The organism is Amycolatopsis sp. GM8, from assembly GCF_021653975.1.
GTDB lineage: Bacteria > Actinomycetota > Actinomycetes > Mycobacteriales > Pseudonocardiaceae > Amycolatopsis_E.
In genome coordinates this window covers 20,951-39,453 of record NZ_JAJKFK010000002.1, presented here as the reverse complement: position 1 = coordinate 39,453, position 18,503 = coordinate 20,951, and the positions used below count along the sequence as shown (strand labels likewise).

Annotated in this window: 23 protein-coding genes; 18 read left to right on the top strand and 5 right to left on the bottom strand. The window is 66.8% G+C overall.

Annotation, left to right across the window (positions count from 1 at the left end):
- Positions 1–51: 51 nt before the first annotated feature.
- Entirely contained in the window at positions 52–3,963 is a 3,912-nt protein-coding gene (locus LOZ83_RS07480) for a DNA-directed RNA polymerase subunit beta' (RefSeq protein ID WP_236789517.1), read from the top strand.
- Between the two features lie 147 nt (positions 3,964–4,110).
- The gene (locus LOZ83_RS07475; protein ID WP_236789516.1) at positions 4,111–4,260 is read left to right on the top strand and encodes a hypothetical protein; all 150 of its coding nucleotides are present in this window, start codon (positions 4,111–4,113) and stop codon (positions 4,258–4,260) included.
- 41 nt (positions 4,261–4,301) lie between these two features.
- Here the strand turns inward: LOZ83_RS07475 and LOZ83_RS07470 are convergent, their stop codons facing one another.
- The 5 genes from LOZ83_RS07470 to LOZ83_RS07450 all read right to left on the bottom strand — a co-directional run bounded on the left by LOZ83_RS07470 (position 4,302) and on the right by LOZ83_RS07450 (position 7,462).
- On the bottom strand, positions 4,302–4,622 hold the full coding sequence (locus LOZ83_RS07470; protein WP_236789515.1) for a hypothetical protein: 321 nt from the start codon (positions 4,620–4,622) through the stop codon (positions 4,302–4,304).
- 163 nt (positions 4,623–4,785) lie between these two features.
- The gene (locus tag LOZ83_RS07465; protein WP_236789514.1) at positions 4,786–5,340 is read right to left on the bottom strand and encodes a hypothetical protein; all 555 of its coding nucleotides are present in this window, start codon (positions 5,338–5,340) and stop codon (positions 4,786–4,788) included.
- The gene (locus tag LOZ83_RS07460) at positions 5,340–6,536 is read right to left on the bottom strand and encodes a WXG100 family type VII secretion target (protein ID WP_236789513.1); all 1,197 of its coding nucleotides are present in this window, start codon (positions 6,534–6,536) and stop codon (positions 5,340–5,342) included. The genes LOZ83_RS07465 and LOZ83_RS07460 overlap by 1 nt, the downstream gene beginning before the upstream one ends.
- 3 nt (positions 6,537–6,539) lie before the next feature.
- Positions 6,540–6,902: a hypothetical protein gene (locus tag LOZ83_RS07455; RefSeq protein ID WP_236789512.1), complete on the bottom strand. Its 363-nt coding sequence runs from the start codon at positions 6,900–6,902 to the stop codon at positions 6,540–6,542.
- Positions 6,902–7,462 carry a YbaB/EbfC family nucleoid-associated protein gene (locus LOZ83_RS07450; RefSeq protein ID WP_236789511.1) on the bottom strand — a complete coding sequence of 187 codons (561 nt, stop codon included), beginning with the start codon at positions 7,460–7,462 and terminating at the stop codon, positions 6,902–6,904. The genes LOZ83_RS07455 and LOZ83_RS07450 overlap by 1 nt, the downstream gene beginning before the upstream one ends.
- Positions 7,463–7,973: 511 nt before the next feature.
- Between LOZ83_RS07450 and rpsL the strand changes: the two genes are divergently transcribed.
- From rpsL to rplN, 16 genes are all read left to right on the top strand, one after another.
- Complete coding sequence (rpsL, locus tag LOZ83_RS07445) at positions 7,974–8,348, top strand: 30S ribosomal protein S12 (RefSeq protein WP_003102113.1); 375 nt, start codon at positions 7,974–7,976, stop codon at positions 8,346–8,348.
- Complete coding sequence (rpsG, locus tag LOZ83_RS07440) at positions 8,348–8,818, top strand: 30S ribosomal protein S7 (protein WP_144643238.1); 471 nt, start codon at positions 8,348–8,350, stop codon at positions 8,816–8,818. The genes rpsL and rpsG overlap by 1 nt, the downstream gene beginning before the upstream one ends.
- Before the next feature lie 67 nt (positions 8,819–8,885).
- Entirely contained in the window at positions 8,886–10,985 is a 2,100-nt protein-coding gene (fusA, locus tag LOZ83_RS07435) for an elongation factor G (protein WP_236789510.1), read from the top strand.
- A 125-nt stretch (positions 10,986–11,110) separates the two neighbouring features.
- Complete coding sequence (tuf, locus tag LOZ83_RS07430; protein ID WP_236789509.1) at positions 11,111–12,304, top strand: elongation factor Tu; 1,194 nt, start codon at positions 11,111–11,113, stop codon at positions 12,302–12,304.
- A 313-nt stretch (positions 12,305–12,617) separates the two neighbouring features.
- A complete protein-coding gene (gene rpsJ, locus LOZ83_RS07425; RefSeq protein ID WP_003883485.1) occupies positions 12,618–12,923 on the top strand; it encodes a 30S ribosomal protein S10 in 306 nt (101 codons plus the stop codon).
- A gap of 31 nt (positions 12,924–12,954) precedes the next feature.
- Positions 12,955–13,611 (top strand): 50S ribosomal protein L3, encoded by a 657-nt coding sequence (rplC, locus tag LOZ83_RS07420; RefSeq protein ID WP_236789508.1) that lies wholly within the window; start codon positions 12,955–12,957, stop codon positions 13,609–13,611.
- Positions 13,608–14,318 carry a 50S ribosomal protein L4 gene (gene rplD, locus LOZ83_RS07415; protein WP_236789507.1) on the top strand — a complete coding sequence of 237 codons (711 nt, stop codon included), beginning with the start codon at positions 13,608–13,610 and terminating at the stop codon, positions 14,316–14,318. Before rplC ends, rplD begins: the two co-directional genes overlap by 4 nt.
- Positions 14,315–14,626: a 50S ribosomal protein L23 gene (gene rplW, locus LOZ83_RS07410; RefSeq protein ID WP_236789506.1), complete on the top strand. Its 312-nt coding sequence runs from the start codon at positions 14,315–14,317 to the stop codon at positions 14,624–14,626. The genes rplD and rplW overlap by 4 nt, the downstream gene beginning before the upstream one ends.
- 15 nt (positions 14,627–14,641) lie before the next feature.
- The gene (rplB, locus tag LOZ83_RS07405) at positions 14,642–15,475 is read left to right on the top strand and encodes a 50S ribosomal protein L2 (RefSeq protein ID WP_236789505.1); all 834 of its coding nucleotides are present in this window, start codon (positions 14,642–14,644) and stop codon (positions 15,473–15,475) included.
- An 18-nt stretch (positions 15,476–15,493) separates the two neighbouring features.
- The gene (rpsS, locus tag LOZ83_RS07400) at positions 15,494–15,775 is read left to right on the top strand and encodes a 30S ribosomal protein S19 (protein ID WP_236789504.1); all 282 of its coding nucleotides are present in this window, start codon (positions 15,494–15,496) and stop codon (positions 15,773–15,775) included.
- A 28-nt stretch (positions 15,776–15,803) separates the two neighbouring features.
- The gene (gene rplV / locus LOZ83_RS07395; RefSeq protein ID WP_236789503.1) at positions 15,804–16,211 is read left to right on the top strand and encodes a 50S ribosomal protein L22; all 408 of its coding nucleotides are present in this window, start codon (positions 15,804–15,806) and stop codon (positions 16,209–16,211) included.
- Entirely contained in the window at positions 16,211–17,077 is an 867-nt protein-coding gene (rpsC, locus tag LOZ83_RS07390) for a 30S ribosomal protein S3 (RefSeq protein ID WP_236789502.1), read from the top strand. Before rplV ends, rpsC begins: the two co-directional genes overlap by 1 nt.
- 3 nt (positions 17,078–17,080) lie before the next feature.
- Positions 17,081–17,500: a 50S ribosomal protein L16 gene (gene rplP / locus LOZ83_RS07385; RefSeq protein ID WP_236789501.1), complete on the top strand. Its 420-nt coding sequence runs from the start codon at positions 17,081–17,083 to the stop codon at positions 17,498–17,500.
- On the top strand, positions 17,500–17,748 hold the full coding sequence (rpmC, locus tag LOZ83_RS07380) for a 50S ribosomal protein L29 (RefSeq protein WP_236789500.1): 249 nt from the start codon (positions 17,500–17,502) through the stop codon (positions 17,746–17,748). Before rplP ends, rpmC begins: the two co-directional genes overlap by 1 nt.
- Positions 17,745–18,047, top strand: coding sequence for a 30S ribosomal protein S17 (rpsQ, locus tag LOZ83_RS07375; RefSeq protein WP_236789499.1), 303 nt, complete (start codon positions 17,745–17,747; stop codon positions 18,045–18,047). The genes rpmC and rpsQ overlap by 4 nt, the downstream gene beginning before the upstream one ends.
- A gap of 86 nt (positions 18,048–18,133) precedes the next feature.
- The gene (rplN, locus tag LOZ83_RS07370; RefSeq protein ID WP_004558867.1) at positions 18,134–18,502 is read left to right on the top strand and encodes a 50S ribosomal protein L14; all 369 of its coding nucleotides are present in this window, start codon (positions 18,134–18,136) and stop codon (positions 18,500–18,502) included.
- Position 18,503 lies beyond the last annotated feature (1 nt).

The following is an 18,503-nucleotide window of genomic DNA, read 5'->3' as shown; positions in this document are numbered from 1 at the left end:
CCGGTCGCCGACCCCGAGTAGCCACCTCTATTTCCAAGGGGATGCAACACTTTGCTGGACGTCAACTACTTCGACGAACTTCGCATCGGCCTGGCCACCGCTGACGACATCCGACAGTGGTCCTTCGGCGAGGTGAAGAAGCCGGAGACCATCAACTACCGCACCCTCAAGCCCGAGAAGGACGGCCTCTTCTGCGAGAAGATCTTCGGCCCCACCCGGGACTGGGAGTGCTACTGCGGCAAGTACAAGCGGGTCCGCTTCAAGGGCATCATCTGCGAGCGCTGTGGCGTCGAGGTGACCCGCGCCAAGGTGCGGCGTGAGCGGATGGGCCACATCGAGCTGGCCGCCCCGGTCACCCACATCTGGTACTTCAAGGGCGTGCCCTCGCGGCTGGGCTACCTGCTGGACCTGGCCCCGAAGGACCTCGAGAAGATCATCTACTTCGCGGCGTACGTGATCACGAACGTGAACACCGAGCTGCGGCACAACGACCTGCCGACGCTGGAGAACGAGATCGGCGTCGAGCGCAAGAACATCGAGACCAAGCGCGACGCCGACATCGAGGCGCGGGCGCAGAAGCTCGAGGCGGACGTCGCGCAGCTCGAGGCCGAGGGCGCCAAGTCCGACGTCAAGCGCAAGGTCAAGGAGGGCGGCGAGCGTGAGATGCGCCAGCTCCGCGACCGGGCCCAGCGCGAGCTGGACCGGCTCGAGGAGATCTGGACGACGTTCACCAAGCTCGACCCGCGCCAGCTGATCGCGGACGAGATGCTCTACCGCGAGCTGTTCGACCGCTACGGCGAGTACTTCACCGGCGGCATGGGCGCGGAGGCCATCCAGAAGCTGGCCACCGAGTTCGACGTCGCCGCGGAGGCGGACAACCTGCGCGACACCATCCGCAACGGCAAGGGGCAGAAGAAGCTCCGCGCGCTCAAGCGGCTCAAGGTCGTCGCGGCGTTCCAGGCGACCGGCAACGACCCGCGCGGCATGGTGCTCGACGCTGTCCCGGTCATCCCGCCGGACCTGCGCCCGATGGTGCAGCTCGACGGTGGCCGGTTCGCCACGTCGGACCTGAACGACCTGTACCGCCGCGTGATCAACCGGAACAACCGGTTGAAGCGGCTGATCGACCTCGGCGCGCCCGAGATCATCGTCAACAACGAGAAGCGGATGCTGCAGGAGGCCGTCGACGCGCTGTTCGACAACGGCCGCCGTGGCCGTCCGGTAACCGGTCCCGGTAACCGGCCGCTCAAGTCGCTGTCCGACCTGCTCAAGGGCAAGCAGGGCCGGTTCCGCCAGAACCTGCTCGGCAAGCGCGTCGACTACTCGGGCCGTTCGGTCATCATCGTCGGCCCGCAGCTGAAGCTGCACCAGTGCGGTCTGCCCAAGGACATGGCGCTGGAGCTGTTCAAGCCGTTCGTGATGAAGCGGCTGGTCGACCTGAACCACGCGCAGAACATCAAGTCCGCCAAGCGGATGGTCGAGCGGGCCCGCCCGGCCGTGTGGGACGTGCTGGAAGAGGTCATCACCGGGCACCCGGTGCTGCTCAACCGCGCGCCGACGCTGCACCGCCTCGGTATCCAGGCCTTCGAGCCGCAGCTGGTGGAAGGCAAGGCCATCCAGCTGCACCCGCTGGTCTGCGAGGCGTTCAACGCGGACTTCGACGGTGACCAGATGGCGGTGCACCTGCCGCTGTCGGCCGAGGCACAGGCCGAGGCGCGGATCCTGATGCTGTCGGCGAACAACATCCTGTCGCCGGCCTCGGGCCGCCCGCTGGCGATGCCGCGGCTGGACATGGTCACGGGCCTGTTCCACCTGACCCGGCTCGACGAGAACGCGACCGGTGCCGGGCAGGCGTACTCCTCGCCGGCCGAGGCCATCATGGCCTACGACCGCAAGGCGCTGAGCCTGCACGCCCCGATCAAGATCCGGATCAACGACCGCCAGCCGAGCAAGGCCGACGTGGCCCGCCTGGCCGAGAACGGCTGGGAGCCCGGGCAGCAGTGGCTGGCCGAGACCAGCCTCGGCCGGGTGCTGTTCAACGAGCTGCTGCCGCCGGACTACCCGTTCGTGAACGAGCCGATGCCGAAGAAGCGGCAGGCCGCGATCGTGAACGACCTGGCGGAGCGGTACTCGATGACCCAGGTCGCGCAGACCCTGGACCGGCTCAAGGACGCCGGTTTCTACTGGGCGACCCGGTCCGGTGTGACGGTGTCGATCACCGACGTCGTCGTGCCGCCGGAGAAGAAGCAGATCCTGGACACCTACGAGGCCAAGGCCGACCAGGTGGAGAAGCGCTACCAGCGCGGCCAGCTCTCGCACGCCGAGCGCAACAACGAGCTGGTCAAGGTGTGGAGCCAGGCGACCGACGACGTCGCCAAGGTCATGGAGACCGCGTTCCCGGAGGACAACCCGATCTCGATGATCGTGAAGTCCGGTGCCGCGGGCAACATGACGCAGGTCCGGTCGCTCGCCGGGATGCGTGGGCTGGTGTCGAACCCGAAGGGTGAGTACATCCCGCGCCCGATCAAGGCGAACTTCCGCGAGGGCCTGTCGGTGGCCGAGTACTTCATCGCCACCCACGGTGCCCGCAAGGGCCTGGCCGACACCGCGCTGCGGACCGCCGACTCGGGTTACCTGACCCGGCGTCTGGTGGACGTGTCGCAGGACGTCATCGTCCGCGAGACCGACTGTGGCACCAGCCGCGGTATCAACATGCCGATCGGTGAGGACCTCGGTGACGGCCGGATCGTGCGTGCGCAGCACGTCGAGACCAGCGCCTACGCCCGTAGCCTCGCTTCGGACGCCATGGACGCCCAGGGCAACGTGGTGCTCAACGCCGGTGACGACCTCGGCGACCCCGCGATCGAGAAGCTGATCACCAGCGGGATCACCAAGGTCAAGGTGCGCAGCGTGCTGACCTGCGAGTCCACCGTCGGCGTGTGCGCCACCTGCTACGGCCGCTCGATGGCGACCGGACAGCTGGTGGACGTCGGCGAGGCCGTCGGTATCGTCGCCGCCCAGTCGATCGGTGAGCCGGGTACCCAGCTGACGATGCGTACCTTCCACCAGGGTGGTGTCGCCGGTGACGACATCACCACGGGTCTGCCCCGTGTGACCGAGCTGTTCGAGGCCCGGGTGCCGAAGGGCAAGGCGCCGATCGCCGACGTCGATGGCCGGGTGCGCATCGAGGAGAGCGAGCGGTTCTGGAAGATCACGCTGATCCCGGACGACGGTGGCGAGGAGATCATCTTCGACAAGCTGTCGAAGCGGCAGCGTCTCGCCGGCACCCCGACCGGGCCGCTGGCGGACGGTGACCACGTGTCGGTCGGCCAGCCGCTGCTCGAGGGCACGCCGGACCCGCACGAGGTGCTGCGTGTGATGGGCCCGCGCGAGGCGCAGATGCACCTGGTGGACGAGGTCCAGAAGGTGTACCGGGCGCAGGGTGTGTCGATCCACGACAAGCACATCGAGGTGATCGTCCGGCAGATGCTGCGCCGGGTCACGATCATCGACTCCGGTTCGACCGACTTCCTGCCTGGTGAGCTCCCCGAGCGCACCAAGTTCGAGGCGACGAACCGGGCCTCGGTGGCCGAGGGCGGCGAGCCGGCCTCGGGTCGCCCGGTGCTGATGGGTATCACGAAGGCCTCGCTGACCACGGACTCGTGGCTGTCCGCGGCGTCGTTCCAGGAGACCACGCGTGTCCTGACCGACGCGGCGATCAACGGCCGCAGCGACAAGCTCGTGGGCCTCAAGGAGAACGTGATCATCGGCAAGCTGATCCCGGCCGGTACGGGCATCAACCGGTACCGGAACATCCAGGTGCAGCCGACCGAGGAGGCCAGGGTGGCGGCGTACGCCATCCCGTCCTACGACGACGGCTACTACACCCCGGATGTGTTCGGGACCGGCACCGGTGCCGCGGTCCCGCTGGACGACTACGACTTCGGTCGCGACTTCCGCTGACGTTGTAGTTCCCGAAGCCCCCGGAACGCCTCCCGCGTTCCGGGGGCTTCTTTGTTTCCGGCACGTGTCGGGGGCCACTGCGGGTGGGCGGGGGCGTGGGTTAGCGTGTCGTCCGGGGGTTTACGAAATGATTGCAGGAGGGGTGTCATGAACGCAGAAGAAAAGGTAGGCGACGACGAGACGCCACAGACCGGGCGTCATGCCGCGGCGGAGGGTGCTCCGCGCCACCCGGCGATCGACCTGTCCCGGGACCCGAACCCGGGCAAGGCCGACCACGCCAAGCCGGACGAGGACTGATCACGCGCCGGTCCCCGGACCTGACCGTCCGGGGACCTTTGTCATGCGCTCGCGGTTAGTTCGTCGAGGGCTCGGAGCAGGCGCTTGCGGTTGAGGCGGCCGCGCCAGCTGATGGAGCGGAAGCCGGACCCGTCCTGCCGCACGTTCTTGTCGTACTTGGGCTTGCGGTTGCGCACCCACTCGACGAAGTCGGGATAGAGCGCGATGGGGTCTCCGTTGAACGCCGTGACCCGGTTGCGGTCGCGGAACCCGTCGAACGGCCGCTCCGACATCGCCACGGTGACGACGGAGTAGGTCGTGTAGTCGTCCGACCAGGTGTCGGTCGACGCGTCGTAAGACCGCCCGCGCTTGACGCGGCGCACGCGATCGCCCGCTCCGGACCCGCCAGCCGTACTGCCTGGCCAGCCGGGGGAGTTGGATCTGCCGGAACACCGCCGGGGAGACCACGAGGTAGCCGACCCACAGGACCAGGGGCACGACCACGATCGCGCCGACGATTCCACTGGCGTCGAAGTACATCGTGGCTCAGCTCTGGTGAATGGGCAGTTGCTCAGCCACATCGACCAGGAAGTCGAGAGTGCGGAGCAATTTGTCGCGATTCATCGTGGCGAAGCCCCGGACGGTGAGATGATCGTTCGCTGCTTCGAACGCCGAGCAGCGAGACGCATTCTCCCTGAACCATTCTTCGAATTCGGGCAGCACCACCCCGTCCGGCCGCAGTTCGTCCAGACCAACCAGGTTCACCACGCAGTTCGGCAACGGTGCGCTGACCTTGACGCGGATCACCCAACCCGGCTTCGCCGCATACGGTGAGGTGATCGGCCTGCCTTCCGCGTCCTGCCTGGTCTTTTCCTTGTATTTGTAGGCGCCGAACGCATAACCGCGATACTTTCCCCGAATGCCCGGGTCGATCCAGGTCCCTTCGGTGCGCGGCTTTTCGCGGAAATGCTGCCAGCCCTTTTCCTTCGCCAGCAGGGCGAGATCACGTTCACGACGACGCAATGCGAGCCATGCGCACACAGCCAGAACGGCGATGACGGCGATGATCGCCAGGAAGACCTGGGCGTCCTTCGTCAACATCAGAAGTCCAACTCGTCGCTGGTTTCCTCCGTCGTCTGTTCCTCGCCGGTTTCGCCGTAGGTGGCTGCCTTTTCCCCACCCTGGTAGTAGGTGTTCACCTTGCCCGCGACAGCGGCGCCGAGTTGGTACCCCTCCTTGGCGTTGGAGAGCGGGACCTCCCATTCACCAGCCTCGTTACGCTTACCGCCACCCAGCCCCACGGTTCCCCAAGCCGTCTTCTCCGCGGTGTCCTTCATCGACTGGCCGAATCCCTTGGCGGCCCGGCTGCCGACCATTCCCTTGCTGCCGGCGAGCTTGCCCATGTTTCCGGCAAGTGGACCCGCTTCGAGCTTTCCGAGATCCTTGTTCAGCTTCATGATGTCCTTGAAGTTCCCCTTCCACTGCGTGAAGAAGTCCTTCATCTTCTGCAGGAACTGCTTGATCTTGTCCAGCAGCTCCTTGAGTTTCTGGATGTAGCGGCTGACCTTCGAGCCGGTCTGCGCCCCGCGGACGGTGGTGGCCGTGCCCGCGGCCGCGGTCGAGCCGCCGCAGGTCGGGACGGCCGCGGCCAGTGCGGGAATCCAGATCATGATCAGCCAGGTGATCAGTTCGGTCAGGATCGCCTTGATGAACTCCTCGATGACCTGCATGACCATGCTGGAGATCTGCAGCAGCTGGGCGATGTCCCCGGCCTGGCCGGCGATTCCCTCGATGCCGTGAGAGAACTCCGCGAGCTTCTTCCCCGCGGTCTCGGCCGCCTTGCCGCTCCACTGGGTGAGCGAGGTCTGTGCCTCCTGCGCGAACTTCTGGCTGTACTGCACCAATCCCTGCGCGATCGAACCGAAGTTGCCGGCGGCGTTCGCCAGCGCGGGACCGTCGCCGCTGACGAAATGGATCGCGTCCTGGAGCGGCTGCACCACGGTCATCAAGAAGTTCAGGCCCTGCCCGACCAGCCAGCCGATCGGGTCGGTGGCGATGCTCGACACGCTCATGCAGGAACTCACGAAACTCGCGCCGCTCGCCGCGATCCCGGCGATCTCGCCGGTGGAGACCTTGCCGTCGGACAGCGCGCCCTTGACCGTGCTGAACGCGCTGTAGCCGCTGCCCAGCGGACCAGGCAGCGCACCGCCCACCTTGCTGGTGTTGATGAAACCCGGATCGCCCTGCTTGGTGATGCTGATGCCACTGGCCTGCCCGGTCACCTTCTCGTCGGCCATGACTCACGATCCCTTCGGGCCCATGGTCGGCGTGCGCGAGGGCGCCGGGTCCTCCAGCACCTTCAGCACCTCGCCGAGCAGTTGCTTGCTGTCGTTCTCGTGCCCGTCGTAGGCGTTCGCGGCGAGGTCGAACTTCTCGCTCGCGGCCTGCAGGCCGTTGGCCATCTCGCCCAGCAGATCCTTGAGGTCGCCCAGCATGTCGGTGTACTTCCCCTTCACGAAGATGCCCACGACGCCCCACGACTCGTCCCCGACATCCGAGCTGCCGACGAGCCCGTGAATCTCCTTCGGCACCGCGATATCGCCGCTGAGCTGGCCCGAGTAGTCGCGCAGCGCCTTGACGACGACGGCATGCCCGCCACTCATCAGCGGTCCTCCTCGTCGTACAGGTTGAGGAACCGGTTGCCGGACTGGTCGTTCGCGCCGGGCGCGGGCGCGGACCGGGGTTCGGGTTCCGCGCGGCGGAGCACACCCTGCTGCGAGTAGTCGTCCGGATCCCCGGCGGGCGCGGGCCGCTGTGGCTGCTCCATCGACGCCCGCAGCTCCTCGGGCGTGGTGCCGAACAGCTGTGCCTGCGTCTCCAGCACCTGGTCCAGCACGTGCAGGTCACTGCCGGTGTGTTCCTCGACGATGCCGGCCTGCTTGCGCGCGACCTCGGCGACCGCCTGCCGCAGCGTGCCCATCACCGTGCTGGACAGCGCCTGCGGAGACTGGCGGAGCGCCGCGTCGGCGAATCTGATCTCCTTGACCGCGCCGCCCGGCCCCGCCACCACGGTGACGGAGCGATCCGCCGACATGGCCGTCGCCTCCAGCCCCGCGATCTCGGCCTGCATCTGGCCGATCCCGGAGAACTGCTGGTCGACGTGCTCCAGCTTCGCCTGGAACTGCTCGAACTGGGCCACCAGCTGGTCGAACTCGGCCGACACGACCGCCTCCCCGACTACTTTCCGCTACGGATTGAACGCGCACTCATGATGACCCAAAGTGGGCGATACGGGTGCGGAACGGGTGAAATACCCGATCGCGGTCACTCATCCGGGGGGTGGAATGAACGAGGCGGGCCGTGCGTTTCACAAATCGGCGGTATCTACCCGGAACCGGAAGCGACCGGATTCGGGCGTGAAAATCCGCTAAGCTGGATAGTCAAACAGCCCGGTGCGCGTTGTCGTGCCCAAACCCACCCCCGATGTGGTAGGCCCCAAAACGGGCGGGTATCTTTGACGACTGTGCCCGGCACATGCCGGGCCGCTCTGCGCGCCATCCCGGCTCGCGTGTGGTGCCTGTGCATCTCACCGGCCGTTCCGGCGCAGCGGAGCTCCGCGGAAATCCGAGGGAAACGTTACTGGCCGTAAGGCCTAGACGCGGGCCGACACGCCCGACCTCGGGGGCCGGGGACCGAAGACCGAACAAAGCAGTACGCGACAGAAAGCTGGTCCATTGCCCACGATCCAGCAGCTGGTCCGCAAGGGCCGCCAGGACAAGGCTGCCAAGCAGAAGACCGCGGCGCTCAAGGGGAGCCCGCAGCGGCGTGGCGTGTGCACTCGCGTGTACACCACCACCCCCAAGAAGCCGAACTCGGCGCTGCGCAAGGTCGCGCGTGTGAAGCTGACCAGCGGCATCGAGGTCACCGCCTACATCCCGGGCGAGGGCCACAACCTGCAGGAGCACTCGATGGTGCTCGTGCGTGGTGGTCGCGTGAAGGATCTCCCCGGCGTTCGCTACAAGATCATCCGCGGTTCCCTCGACACCCAGGGCGTCAAGAACCGCAAGCAGGCGCGCAGCCGGTACGGCGCGAAGAAGGAGAAGAGCTAATGCCCCGCAAGGGTCCGGCCCCGAAGCGGCCACTGATCTCCGACCCCGTCTACGCCTCGCCGCTGGTCACCCAGCTGGTGAACAAGGTGCTGAAGGACGGCAAGCGGTCCCTGGCCGAGCGCATCGTCTACGGCGCGCTCGAGGGTGCCAGGGAGAAGACGGGCACCGACCCGGTCGTCACGCTCAAGCGTGCGCTGGACAACGTGAAGCCCGCCATCGAGGTGAAGAGCCGCCGCGTCGGTGGCGCCACCTACCAGGTGCCGATCGAGGTCAAGCCCGGCCGCTCGACCACCCTCGCGCTGCGCTGGCTGGTTTCCTTCTCGCAGGCTCGCCGCGAGAAGACCATGATCGAGCGTCTGCAGAACGAGCTGCTCGATGCGAGCAACGGCCTCGGGGCCAGCGTGAAGCGCCGCGAGGACACCCACAAGATGGCCGAATCGAACAAGGCGTTCGCTCACTACCGTTGGTGATCGCCGCCCGGCTGACGATATGAGCCTGGCCGGGCCCCACGCTTCTTCTAGACAGGGGAACAGTGCAGTGGCACGCGAAGTGCTGACCGACCTGAACATGGTCCGCAACATCGGCATCATGGCGCACATCGACGCCGGTAAGACCACGACGACCGAGCGGATCCTGTTCTACACCGGGATCAACTACAAGATCGGCGAGGTGCACGACGGCGCCGCGACGATGGACTGGATGGAGGAGGAGCAGAAGCGGGGTATCACCATCACCTCGGCTGCCACCACCACCTTCTGGGGCGACTACCAGATCAACCTCATCGACACGCCGGGTCACGTGGACTTCACCGTCGAGGTGGAGCGCAACCTGCGCGTGCTCGACGGTGCCGTCGCGGTGTTCGACGGCAAGGAGGGCGTCGAGCCCCAGTCCGAGCAGGTCTGGCGCCAGGCCGACAAGTACGACGTCCCGCGCATCTGCTTCGTCAACAAGATGGACAAGCTGGGTGCGGACTTCTACTACACCGTGAAGACCATCGAGGACCGCCTCGGCGTCCGGCCGCTGCCCATTCAGCTGCCGATCGGCGCGGAGAACGACTTCGAGGGCGTCATCGACCTGGTCCGGATGAAGGCCCTGGTCTGGCGCGGTGAGGTCAAGAAGGGCGAGGACTACACCGTCGAGGACATCCCGGCCGACCTGGCCGAGCGGGCCGTGGAGTATCGCGAGAAGCTCGTCGAGGCCGTCGCCGAGACCGACGACTCGCTGATGGAGAAGTTCCTCGAGGGCGAGGAGCTGACCGAGGACGAGATCAAGTCGGGCATCCGGCACCTCGTCGTCACCCGCGAGGCGTTCCCGGTGCTGGCCGGTTCCGCGTTCAAGAACAAGGGCGTGCAGCCCATGCTCGACGCGGTGATCGACTACCTGCCGTCGCCGCTGGACGTCCCCGCCGTCGAGGGCACGCTGCCCGACGGCGAGACCCCGGCTTCGCGCACGGCGTCGACCGAGGAGCCGTTCTCGGCGCTGGCGTTCAAGATCGCGGCGCACCCGTTCTTCGGCAAGCTGACCTACATCCGGGTCTACTCGGGCAAGGTCGCCTCCGGTGCCCAGGTCATCAACTCGACCAAGGACCGCAAGGAGCGCATCGGGAAGATCTTCCAGATGCACTCCAACAAGGAAAACCCGATGGACGACGCCCAGGCCGGTCACATCTACGCGGTGATCGGGCTGAAGGACACCACCACGGGCGACACCTTGTCCGATCCGCAGCACCCCATCGTGCTCGAGTCGATGACCTTCCCCGAGCCGGTCATCCGGGTCGCCATCGAGCCGAAGACCAAGGCCGACCAGGAGAAGCTGTCCCTGGCCATCCAGAAGCTGGCCGAGGAAGACCCGACGTTCCAGGTCAACCAGGACGAGGAGACCGGGCAGACGATCATCGCGGGCATGGGCGAGCTGCACCTCGAGGTGCTGGTGAACCGGATGAAGTCCGACTACAAGGTCGAGGCGAACATCGGTAAGCCCCAGGTCGCCTACCGCGAGACGATCCGCAAGACGGTCGACAAGCTCGACTACGTGCACAAGAAGCAGACCGGTGGTTCCGGCCAGTTCGCCAAGGTGATCATCAAGCTGGAGCCCTTGGCGACGACAGACGGTGCGCTCTACGAGTTCGACAACAAGGTCACCGGTGGCCGCATCCCCCGGGAGTACATCCCTTCGGTGGACGCGGGCGCGCAGGACGCCATGCAGTACGGCGTGCTCGCCGGCTACCCGCTCGTCGGGTTGAAGGTGACCCTGTTGGACGGTGCCTACCACGAGGTCGACTCTTCGGAGATGGCATTCAAGATCGCCGGTTCGATGGCGCTCAAGGAAGCCGCGAAGAAGGCCAGTCCGGCACTGCTGGAGCCGATGATGGCGGTCGAGGTGACCACGCCCGAGGACTACATGGGCGATGTGATCGGTGACCTCAACTCCCGCCGTGGTCAGATCCAGGCCATGGAGGAGCGGGCGGGCACCCGTGTCGTGAAGGCACTGGTTCCGCTCTCGGAGATGTTCGGGTACGTGGGCGACCTGCGGTCTCGCACCCAGGGTCGTGCGAACTACTCCATGACGTTCGACTCCTACGCCGAGGTTCCGGCGAACGTCGCGAAGGAGATCATCGCGAAGGCGACGGGGGAGTAATCCCGTAGCACCCAACGCGGGCGCGAAAGGGGCCTCCCCTAAGGTCCGCACAACCGACCAGTACGAGTCGCTGTCCGACTGCCACGTCGGCCGGTGAGCAAGCAACAGTCCAGGAGGACATTCCAGTGGCGAAGGCGAAGTTCGAGCGGAATAAGCCGCACGTCAACATCGGAACCATTGGTCACGTCGACCACGGGAAGACCACTCTGACCGCGGCGATCACCAAGGTTCTGCACGACAAGTACCCGGAGCTCAACGAGTCCCGCGCGTTCGACCAGATCGACAACGCGCCGGAGGAGAAGCAGCGCGGTATCACGATCAACATCTCGCACGTCGAGTACCAGACCGAGAAGCGTCACTACGCACACGTGGACGCCCCCGGTCACGCGGACTACATCAAGAACATGATCACCGGTGCCGCCCAGATGGACGGCGCGATCCTGGTGGTCGCCGCGACCGACGGCCCGATGCCGCAGACCCGCGAGCACGTGCTGCTCGCCCGTCAGGTCGGGGTGCCCTACATCGTCGTGGCCCTGAACAAGGCCGACATGGTCGACGACGAGGAGATCCTGGAGCTCGTCGAGCTCGAGGTCCGTGAGCTGCTGTCCTCGCAGGAATTCCCCGGCGACGACGCCCCCGTGGTCAAGGTCTCGGGCCTCAAGGCTCTCGAGGGCGACGCCAAGTGGGCCGAGTCGGTGCTGGAGCTCATGCAGGCCGTGGACGACAACGTGCCGGACCCGGTGCGTGACCTCGACCGCCCGTTCCTGATGCCGATCGAGGACGTCTTCACGATCACCGGCCGCGGCACCGTCGTGACCGGTCGTGTGGAGCGCGGCCAGGTCAACGTCAACGAAGAGGTCGAGATCGTCGGCATCAAGGAGAAGTCGCAGAAGACGACTGTCACCGGTGTCGAGATGTTCCGCAAGCTGCTCGACTCGGGCCAGGCCGGTGACAACGTCGGTCTGCTGCTGCGTGGCATCAAGCGTGAGGACGTCGAGCGCGGCCAGGTCGTCGTGAAGCCCGGCACCACCACTCCGCACACGGAGTTCGAGGGCTCGGTCTACATCCTGTCCAAGGACGAGGGTGGCCGGCACACGCCGTTCTTCAACAACTACCGCCCGCAGTTCTACTTCCGTACCACGGACGTGACCGGCGTGGTGACCCTCCCCGAGGGCACCGAGATGGTCATGCCCGGCGACAACACGGAGATCAAGGTCGCCCTGATCCAGCCGGTCGCCATGGACGAGGGTCTGCGGTTCGCCATCCGTGAGGGTGGCCGGACCGTCGGCGCGGGCCAGGTTACGAAGATCGCCAAGTGATTTCCACCCAGCCCCGGAGGCGCTTATAGCACCCCGGGGCTGGGTTGCGAAAGAGCGTGTGCGACACTATTCAGGTTGCTCGTCGCAGGGCGGCCGATTCTCCTTGCAGATTCGGCCGCCCTCGCGCGAGTGGCCTGGGCCGGTGGTCAGTGTGAACGAAACCCCGGCGGAAACCAGACCAACCGGCACGACAACGATCCTCCAGCGGGATCAGTCTGCGTGTCGGGCGCGACACGCCCGACCGCGTGGACCGGGTGAAACCCAGTTGACGTGCGGAAATAGCGGCACAAGACGGTAAGGACGAGCTGCAACCATGGCGGGACAGAAGATCCGCATCAGGCTCAAGGCCTATGACCACGAGGCGATCGACGCCAGCGCGCGCAAGATCGTGGAGACGGTGACGCGCACGGGTGCCTCGGTCGTCGGACCTGTGCCGCTGCCCACCGAGAAGAACGTTTACTGCGTCATCCGCTCGCCGCACAAGTACAAGGACTCGCGCGAGCACTTCGAGATGCGCACGCACAAGCGTCTGATCGACATCCTCGACCCGACGCCGAAGACGGTCGACGCGCTGATGCGCATCGATCTGCCGGCGAGCGTCGACGTCAACATCCAGTAAGCGTTGGGCGAGCGGCGGAGATAAGAGACTCATGTCTGACAGGGAAGTGAAGGGCATCCTGGGCACCAAGCTCGGCATGACCCAGGTCTTCGGCGAGGACAACCGGATCATCCCGGTGACCGTCGTGCAGGCCGGGCCGAATGTCGTCACCCAGGTGCGCACCAAGGACAACGACGGCTACGAAGCCGTCCAGCTGGCGTTCGGCGCCATCGACCCGCGCAAGGTCAACAAGCCGCGCACCGGGCACTTCGACAAGGCCGGCGTGACCCCGCGCCGCCATCTGGCGGAGCTGCGCACGACCGACGCCGGCAGCTACGAGGTCGGCCAGGAGATCACCGCCGAGGTGTTCCCCGCCGGCTCGCGTGTCGACGTCACCGGCACCAGCAAGGGCAAGGGCTACGCCGGTGTCATGAAGCGTCACGGCTTCAAGGGCCAGGGCGCCAGCCACGGTGCGCAGGCCGTGCACCGCAAGCCCGGCTCGATCGGTGGCTGCGCCACCCCGGGCCGCGTGTTCAAGGGTGTCCGGATGGCCGGCCGCATGGGCCACGTGAAGGTCACCACGCAGGGCCTGACCGTGCAGGGCGTGCGCGCCGAGGACGGGCTGCTGTTGATCAAGGGCGCGGTTCCCGGCCCGAACGGCACCGTGGTGTTCATCCGGACCGCCGCGAAGGGTGGTGCGACCGCATGACTGAAACGTCCGCTCAAGCCGCGAGGCTGGCTGTCGAGCTGAAGACCCCGGCCGGCAGCGCCGAGGGCACCGTCGAGCTCCCCGCGGAGATCTTCGACGTGCAGGCCAACGTGCCGCTGATGCACCAGGTCGTGGTGGGCCAGCTGGCCGCCGCCCGCCAGGGCACGCACGACACCAAGACCCGTGGTGAGGTCTCCGGTGGCGGCAAGAAGCCGTACCGTCAGAAGGGCACCGGCCGCGCCCGCCAGGGTTCGACCCGGGCGCCGCAGTTCACCGGCGGTGGCGTCGTGCACGGCCCCACGCCGCGCGACTACACCCAGCGCACCCCGAAGAAGATGAAGGCCGCCGCCCTGCGTGGCGCCCTCTCGGACCGGGCGCGCGCCGGCCAGCTGCACGTCGTGACCGAGCTGGTCACCGGTGAGAAGCCGTCCACGAAGGACGCCAAGGCCACCCTCGCCGCGCTGACGCAGGCGACGCGGGTGCTGGTCGTGCTGAGCCGGGACGAGGAGCTGGCGTGGTTGTCCGCGCGGAACCTCACCCACGTGCACCTGATCCACCCCGACCAGCTCAACACCTACGACGTGCTGGTCAACGACGACTTGGTGTTCACCAAGGCGGCATACGACGTCTTCGTCGCCGGCCCGGTCAAGGGCAAGAGCGTGAAGGCCTCGGCCACGTCCAGCGAGCTGGAAGGGAGTGACCAGTGAGCAGCGTGGCGATCCCCGACCCGCGTGACATCCTGCTCGCGCCGGTGATCTCCGAGAAGTCCTACGGACTGCTCGAGGACCACAAGTACACGTTCATCGTGCGCCCGGACGCCAACAAGACCCAGATCAAGATCGCCGTCGAGCAGGTCTTCGGGGTCAAGGTGGTCAGCGTGAACACGCTGAACCGGCCGGGCAAGCGCAAGCGGAGCCGCTATGGCGTTGGCAAGCGCAAGGACACCAAGCGCGCCATCGTGACGCTGTCCGCCGAGAGCAAGCCGATCGAGATCTTCGGCGGACCCGCCGCGTAAGGGACTGAGCTGACAATGGGTATTCGCAAGTACAAGCCGACCACCCCCGGTCGCCGCGGGTCGTCCGTATCGGACTTCGCCGAGATCACCCGGTCGACGCCGGAGAAGTCGCTGCTGCGCCCGCTGAGCAAGACCGGCGGCCGCAACTCGTCCGGCAAGATCACCACCCGGCACAAGGGTGGCGGGCACAAGCGGGCGTACCGGGTCATCGACTTCCGGCGGCACGACAAGGACGGCGTCCCGGCCAAGGTCGCGCACATCGAGTACGACCCGAACCGGTCCGCCCGGATCGCACTGCTGCACTATGCGGACGGCGAGAAGCGCTACATCATCGCGCCGAACAACCTGAAGCAGGGCGACAAGGTCGAAGCAGGCCCGCGCGCCGACATCAAGCCCGGCAACAACCTGCCGCTGCGCAACATCCCGGTCGGCACCGTGGTGCACGCGATCGAGCTCCGCCCCGGCGGCGGCGCGAAGATGGCGCGTTCGGCGGGTGCCAAGGTGCAGCTCGTCGCCAAGGACGGGCCGTACGCCCAGCTGCGGCTGCCTTCGGGCGAAATCCGCAACGTGGACGTGCGCAACCGCGCGACGGTCGGCGAGGTCGGCAACTCCGAGCACCAGAACATCAACTGGGGCAAGGCGGGCCGTAACCGCTGGCGTGGCAAGCGCCCGACCGTCCGTGGTGTCGTGATGAACCCGGTCGATCACCCGCACGGTGGTGGTGAGGGCAAGACGTCCGGTGGTCGTCACCCCGTCAACCCGAACGGCAAGCCCGAGGGTCGTACCCGTCGCCGCAAGCCGTCCGACCAACTGATCGTCCGCCGCCGGCGTACCGGCAAGAAGCGCTGAGCAGGGAGGTAGAAGAACATGCCGCGCAGCCTCAAGAAGGGCCCGTTCGTGGACGACCACCTGCTCAAGAAGGTGGACGCGCTCAACGAGTCGAACAAGAAGACGGTGATCAAGACGTGGTCCCGCCGGTCCACGATCATCCCCGACATGCTCGGGCACACGATCGCCGTGCACGACGGCCGCAAGCACGTCCCGGTGTTCGTCACCGAGGCGATGGTGGGTCACAAGCTGGGCGAGTTCGCCCCGACGCGGACCTTCAAGGGCCACATCAAGGACGACCGCAAGTCGCGCCGCCGCTGACGAGCGCACCGAGAAGAGGAACTAACGAATGAGTGCCCCACACAACGCAGAGGCCGAGGAGCTTCCCGCGGCCTATGCGCGGGCTCGCTTCGTCCGGGACTCGCCCATGAAGGTGCGCCGGGTGATCGAGCTGATCAAGGGCAAGAACGCCCAGGAGGCCCTCGCCATCCTGCGGTTCGCCCCGTTCGCGGCGAGCCAGCCGGTGGCGAAGGTGCTGCAGAGCGCCATGGCCAACGCGGAGAACAACCTGGACCTGGACCCGGAGACGCTGTGGGTGAAGAACGCCTACGCGGACGAGGGCCCGACGCTCAAGCGCATCCGCCCGCGTGCCCAGGGGCGCGCGTACCGGATCCGCAAGCGCACGAGCCACATCACGGTCGAGGTCGAGTCCCGTCCTGAGGCCAAGAAGAGCGGTAAGAGGAAGGGTGGCCGGTAGTGGGCCAGAAGATCAACCCGCACGGCTTCCGGCTCGGGATCACCACGGACTGGAAGTCCCGCTGGTACGCCGACAAGCAGTACGCGGAGTACGTGGCCGAGGACGTCAAGATCCGCAAGCTGCTCTCCACCGGGATGGAGCGCGCCGGGATCTCCAAGGTCGAGATCGAGCGCACCCGTGACCGCGTCCGCGTCGACATCCACACCGCCCGGCCGGGCATCGTCATCGGCCGCCGCGGCGCGGAGGCCGACCGGATCCGTGGCGCGCTGGAGAAGCTGACGAAGAAGCAGGTGCAGCTGAACATCCTCGAGGTGAAGAACCCCGAGTCCGACGCCCAGCTCGTCGCGCAGGGTGTCGCGGAGCAGCTGTCCAACCGCGTGGCGTTCCGTCGCGCGATGCGCAAGGCGATCCAGACCTCGATGCGCTCGCCGCAGGTCAAGGGCATTCGCGTGCAGTGCGGTGGACGTCTCGGCGGTGCCGAGATGTCGCGTTCCGAGCACTATCGCGACGGCCGGGTCCCGCTGCACACGCTGCGCGCCGACATCGACTACGGCTTCTTCGAGGCCCGTACGACGTTCGGCCGCATCGGCGTGAAGGTGTGGATCTACAAGGGCGACATCGTGGGTGGCCTCAAGGCCAAGGCCGAGCGTGACAACGCGGCCGCCGCCGAGCGGGCCCCGCGTCGTGACCGCGACCGCGACCGTCCGTCGCGTCCGCGTCGTTCCGGCGCCTCGGGCACCACGCCGACCTCGACCGAGGCCGGGCGGGCCGCCGCTGCCGCCGCGAAGAACGAGAGTGAGGCCGCGCCCGGCGAGGCCCCCGCGCAGGGGCAGCAGCAGGCCGCGGCCGAGAAGACGGAGGGCTGAGGCGTGCTCGTCCCACGCAAGGTCAAGCACCGCAAGCAGCACCACCCGAAGCGCACCGGCGCCGCCACCGGCGGCACGAAGGTGACCTTCGGCGAGTTCGGCATTCAGGCGCTTGAACACGCTTACGTGACCAACCGGCAGATCGAGTCCGCTCGTATCGCCATGACCCGGCACATCAAGCGTGGCGGCAAGATCTGGATCAACATCTTCCCGGACCGCCCGCTGACCAAGAAGCCGGCCGAAACCCGGATGGGTTCCGGTAAGGGTTCGCCGGAATGGTGGATCGCCAACGTCAAGCCCGGCCGCGTCATGTTCGAGATGAGCTTCCCGAACGAGGCGACCGCGCGCGAGGCGCTGCGCCGTGCGATCCACAAGCTGCCCATGAAGTGCCGCATCGTGACCCGTGAAGGTGGTGAGTTCTGATGGCGCAGGCCGGAGTCGCTCCGTCGGAGCTGCGTGAGCTCACCCAGGAAGAGCTGGTGCTGCGCCTGAAGGAGGCCAAGGAGGAGCTGTTCAACCTCCGCTTCCAGATGGCCACCGGGCAGCTGGACAACAACCGTCGGCTGCGCACCGTGCGCACTGACATCGCGCGGATCTACACGATCATGCGTGAGCGGGAGCTGGGCCTGTCGGTCGCTCCCGACGGTGAGAACGAGGAAGGTGCGGCATGAGCGAGAACGAACAGCTCGCGGCGCAGCCGGTGCAGAATCGCGACTCGGGTCGCAACTACCGCAAGGTCCGCGAGGGCTACGTCGTCTCCGACAAGATGGACAAGACCATCGTGGTGGAGCTCGAGGACCGCAAGAAGCACCCGAAGTATCCGAAGGTCGTCCGCACCACCAGCAAGGTGAAGGCGCACGACGAGGAGAACACCGCCGGCATCGGCGACCGCGTGGTGCTCATGGAGACCCGCCCGCTGTCGGCCACCAAGCGGTGGCGGCTCGTGCGGATCGTGGAGAAGGCCAAGTAATCAGGGGCCCTTTCAGGTCCCTTCCGTTCCGCCAGGCTCGCGCAACGTCAAGAGCGTGAGAACCGGCGAGACATACAGGAGTTGACGTGATCCAGCAGGAGTCGCGACTACGAGTCGCCGACAACACGGGTGCCAAGGAGATCCTCTGCATCCGCGTGCTCGGTGGTTCGGGGCGGCGCTACGCGGGTATCGGCGACATCATCGTCGCCACCGTTAAGGACGCCATCCCGGCCGCCGGGGTGAAGAAGGGTGACGTGGTCAAGGCCGTCATCGTGCGCACGGTGAAGGAGCGGCGTCGCCCGGACGGCTCCTACATCCGGTTCGACGAGAACGCCGCGGTGCTCATCAAGAACGACAACGAGCCGCGCGGGACCCGCATCTTCGGCCCGGTCGGCCGTGAGCTGCGTGACCGCAAGTTCATGAAGATCATCTCGCTGGCTCCGGAGGTGCTCTGAA

Coding starts and splice junctions, on each gene's coding strand:
- LOZ83_RS07475 (WP_236789516.1), top strand. CDS start 4,111: ATGAACGCAGAAGAAAAGGTAGGCGACGACGAGACGCCACAGACCGGG.
- LOZ83_RS07465 (WP_236789514.1), bottom strand. CDS start 5,340: ATGTTGACGAAGGACGCCCAGGTCTTCCTGGCGATCATCGCCGTCATC.
- LOZ83_RS07460 (WP_236789513.1), bottom strand. CDS start 6,536: ATGGCCGACGAGAAGGTGACCGGGCAGGCCAGTGGCATCAGCATCACC.
- LOZ83_RS07455 (WP_236789512.1), bottom strand. CDS start 6,902: ATGAGTGGCGGGCATGCCGTCGTCGTCAAGGCGCTGCGCGACTACTCG.
- rpsG (WP_144643238.1), top strand. CDS start 8,348: ATGCCCCGCAAGGGTCCGGCCCCGAAGCGGCCACTGATCTCCGACCCC.
- rpsJ (WP_003883485.1), top strand. CDS start 12,618: ATGGCGGGACAGAAGATCCGCATCAGGCTCAAGGCCTATGACCACGAG.
- rplC (WP_236789508.1), top strand. CDS start 12,955: ATGTCTGACAGGGAAGTGAAGGGCATCCTGGGCACCAAGCTCGGCATG.
- rplD (WP_236789507.1), top strand. CDS start 13,608: ATGACTGAAACGTCCGCTCAAGCCGCGAGGCTGGCTGTCGAGCTGAAG.
- rplB (WP_236789505.1), top strand. CDS start 14,642: ATGGGTATTCGCAAGTACAAGCCGACCACCCCCGGTCGCCGCGGGTCG.
- rpsS (WP_236789504.1), top strand. CDS start 15,494: ATGCCGCGCAGCCTCAAGAAGGGCCCGTTCGTGGACGACCACCTGCTC.
- rplV (WP_236789503.1), top strand. CDS start 15,804: ATGAGTGCCCCACACAACGCAGAGGCCGAGGAGCTTCCCGCGGCCTAT.
- rpmC (WP_236789500.1), top strand. CDS start 17,500: ATGGCGCAGGCCGGAGTCGCTCCGTCGGAGCTGCGTGAGCTCACCCAG.
- rpsQ (WP_236789499.1), top strand. CDS start 17,745: ATGAGCGAGAACGAACAGCTCGCGGCGCAGCCGGTGCAGAATCGCGAC.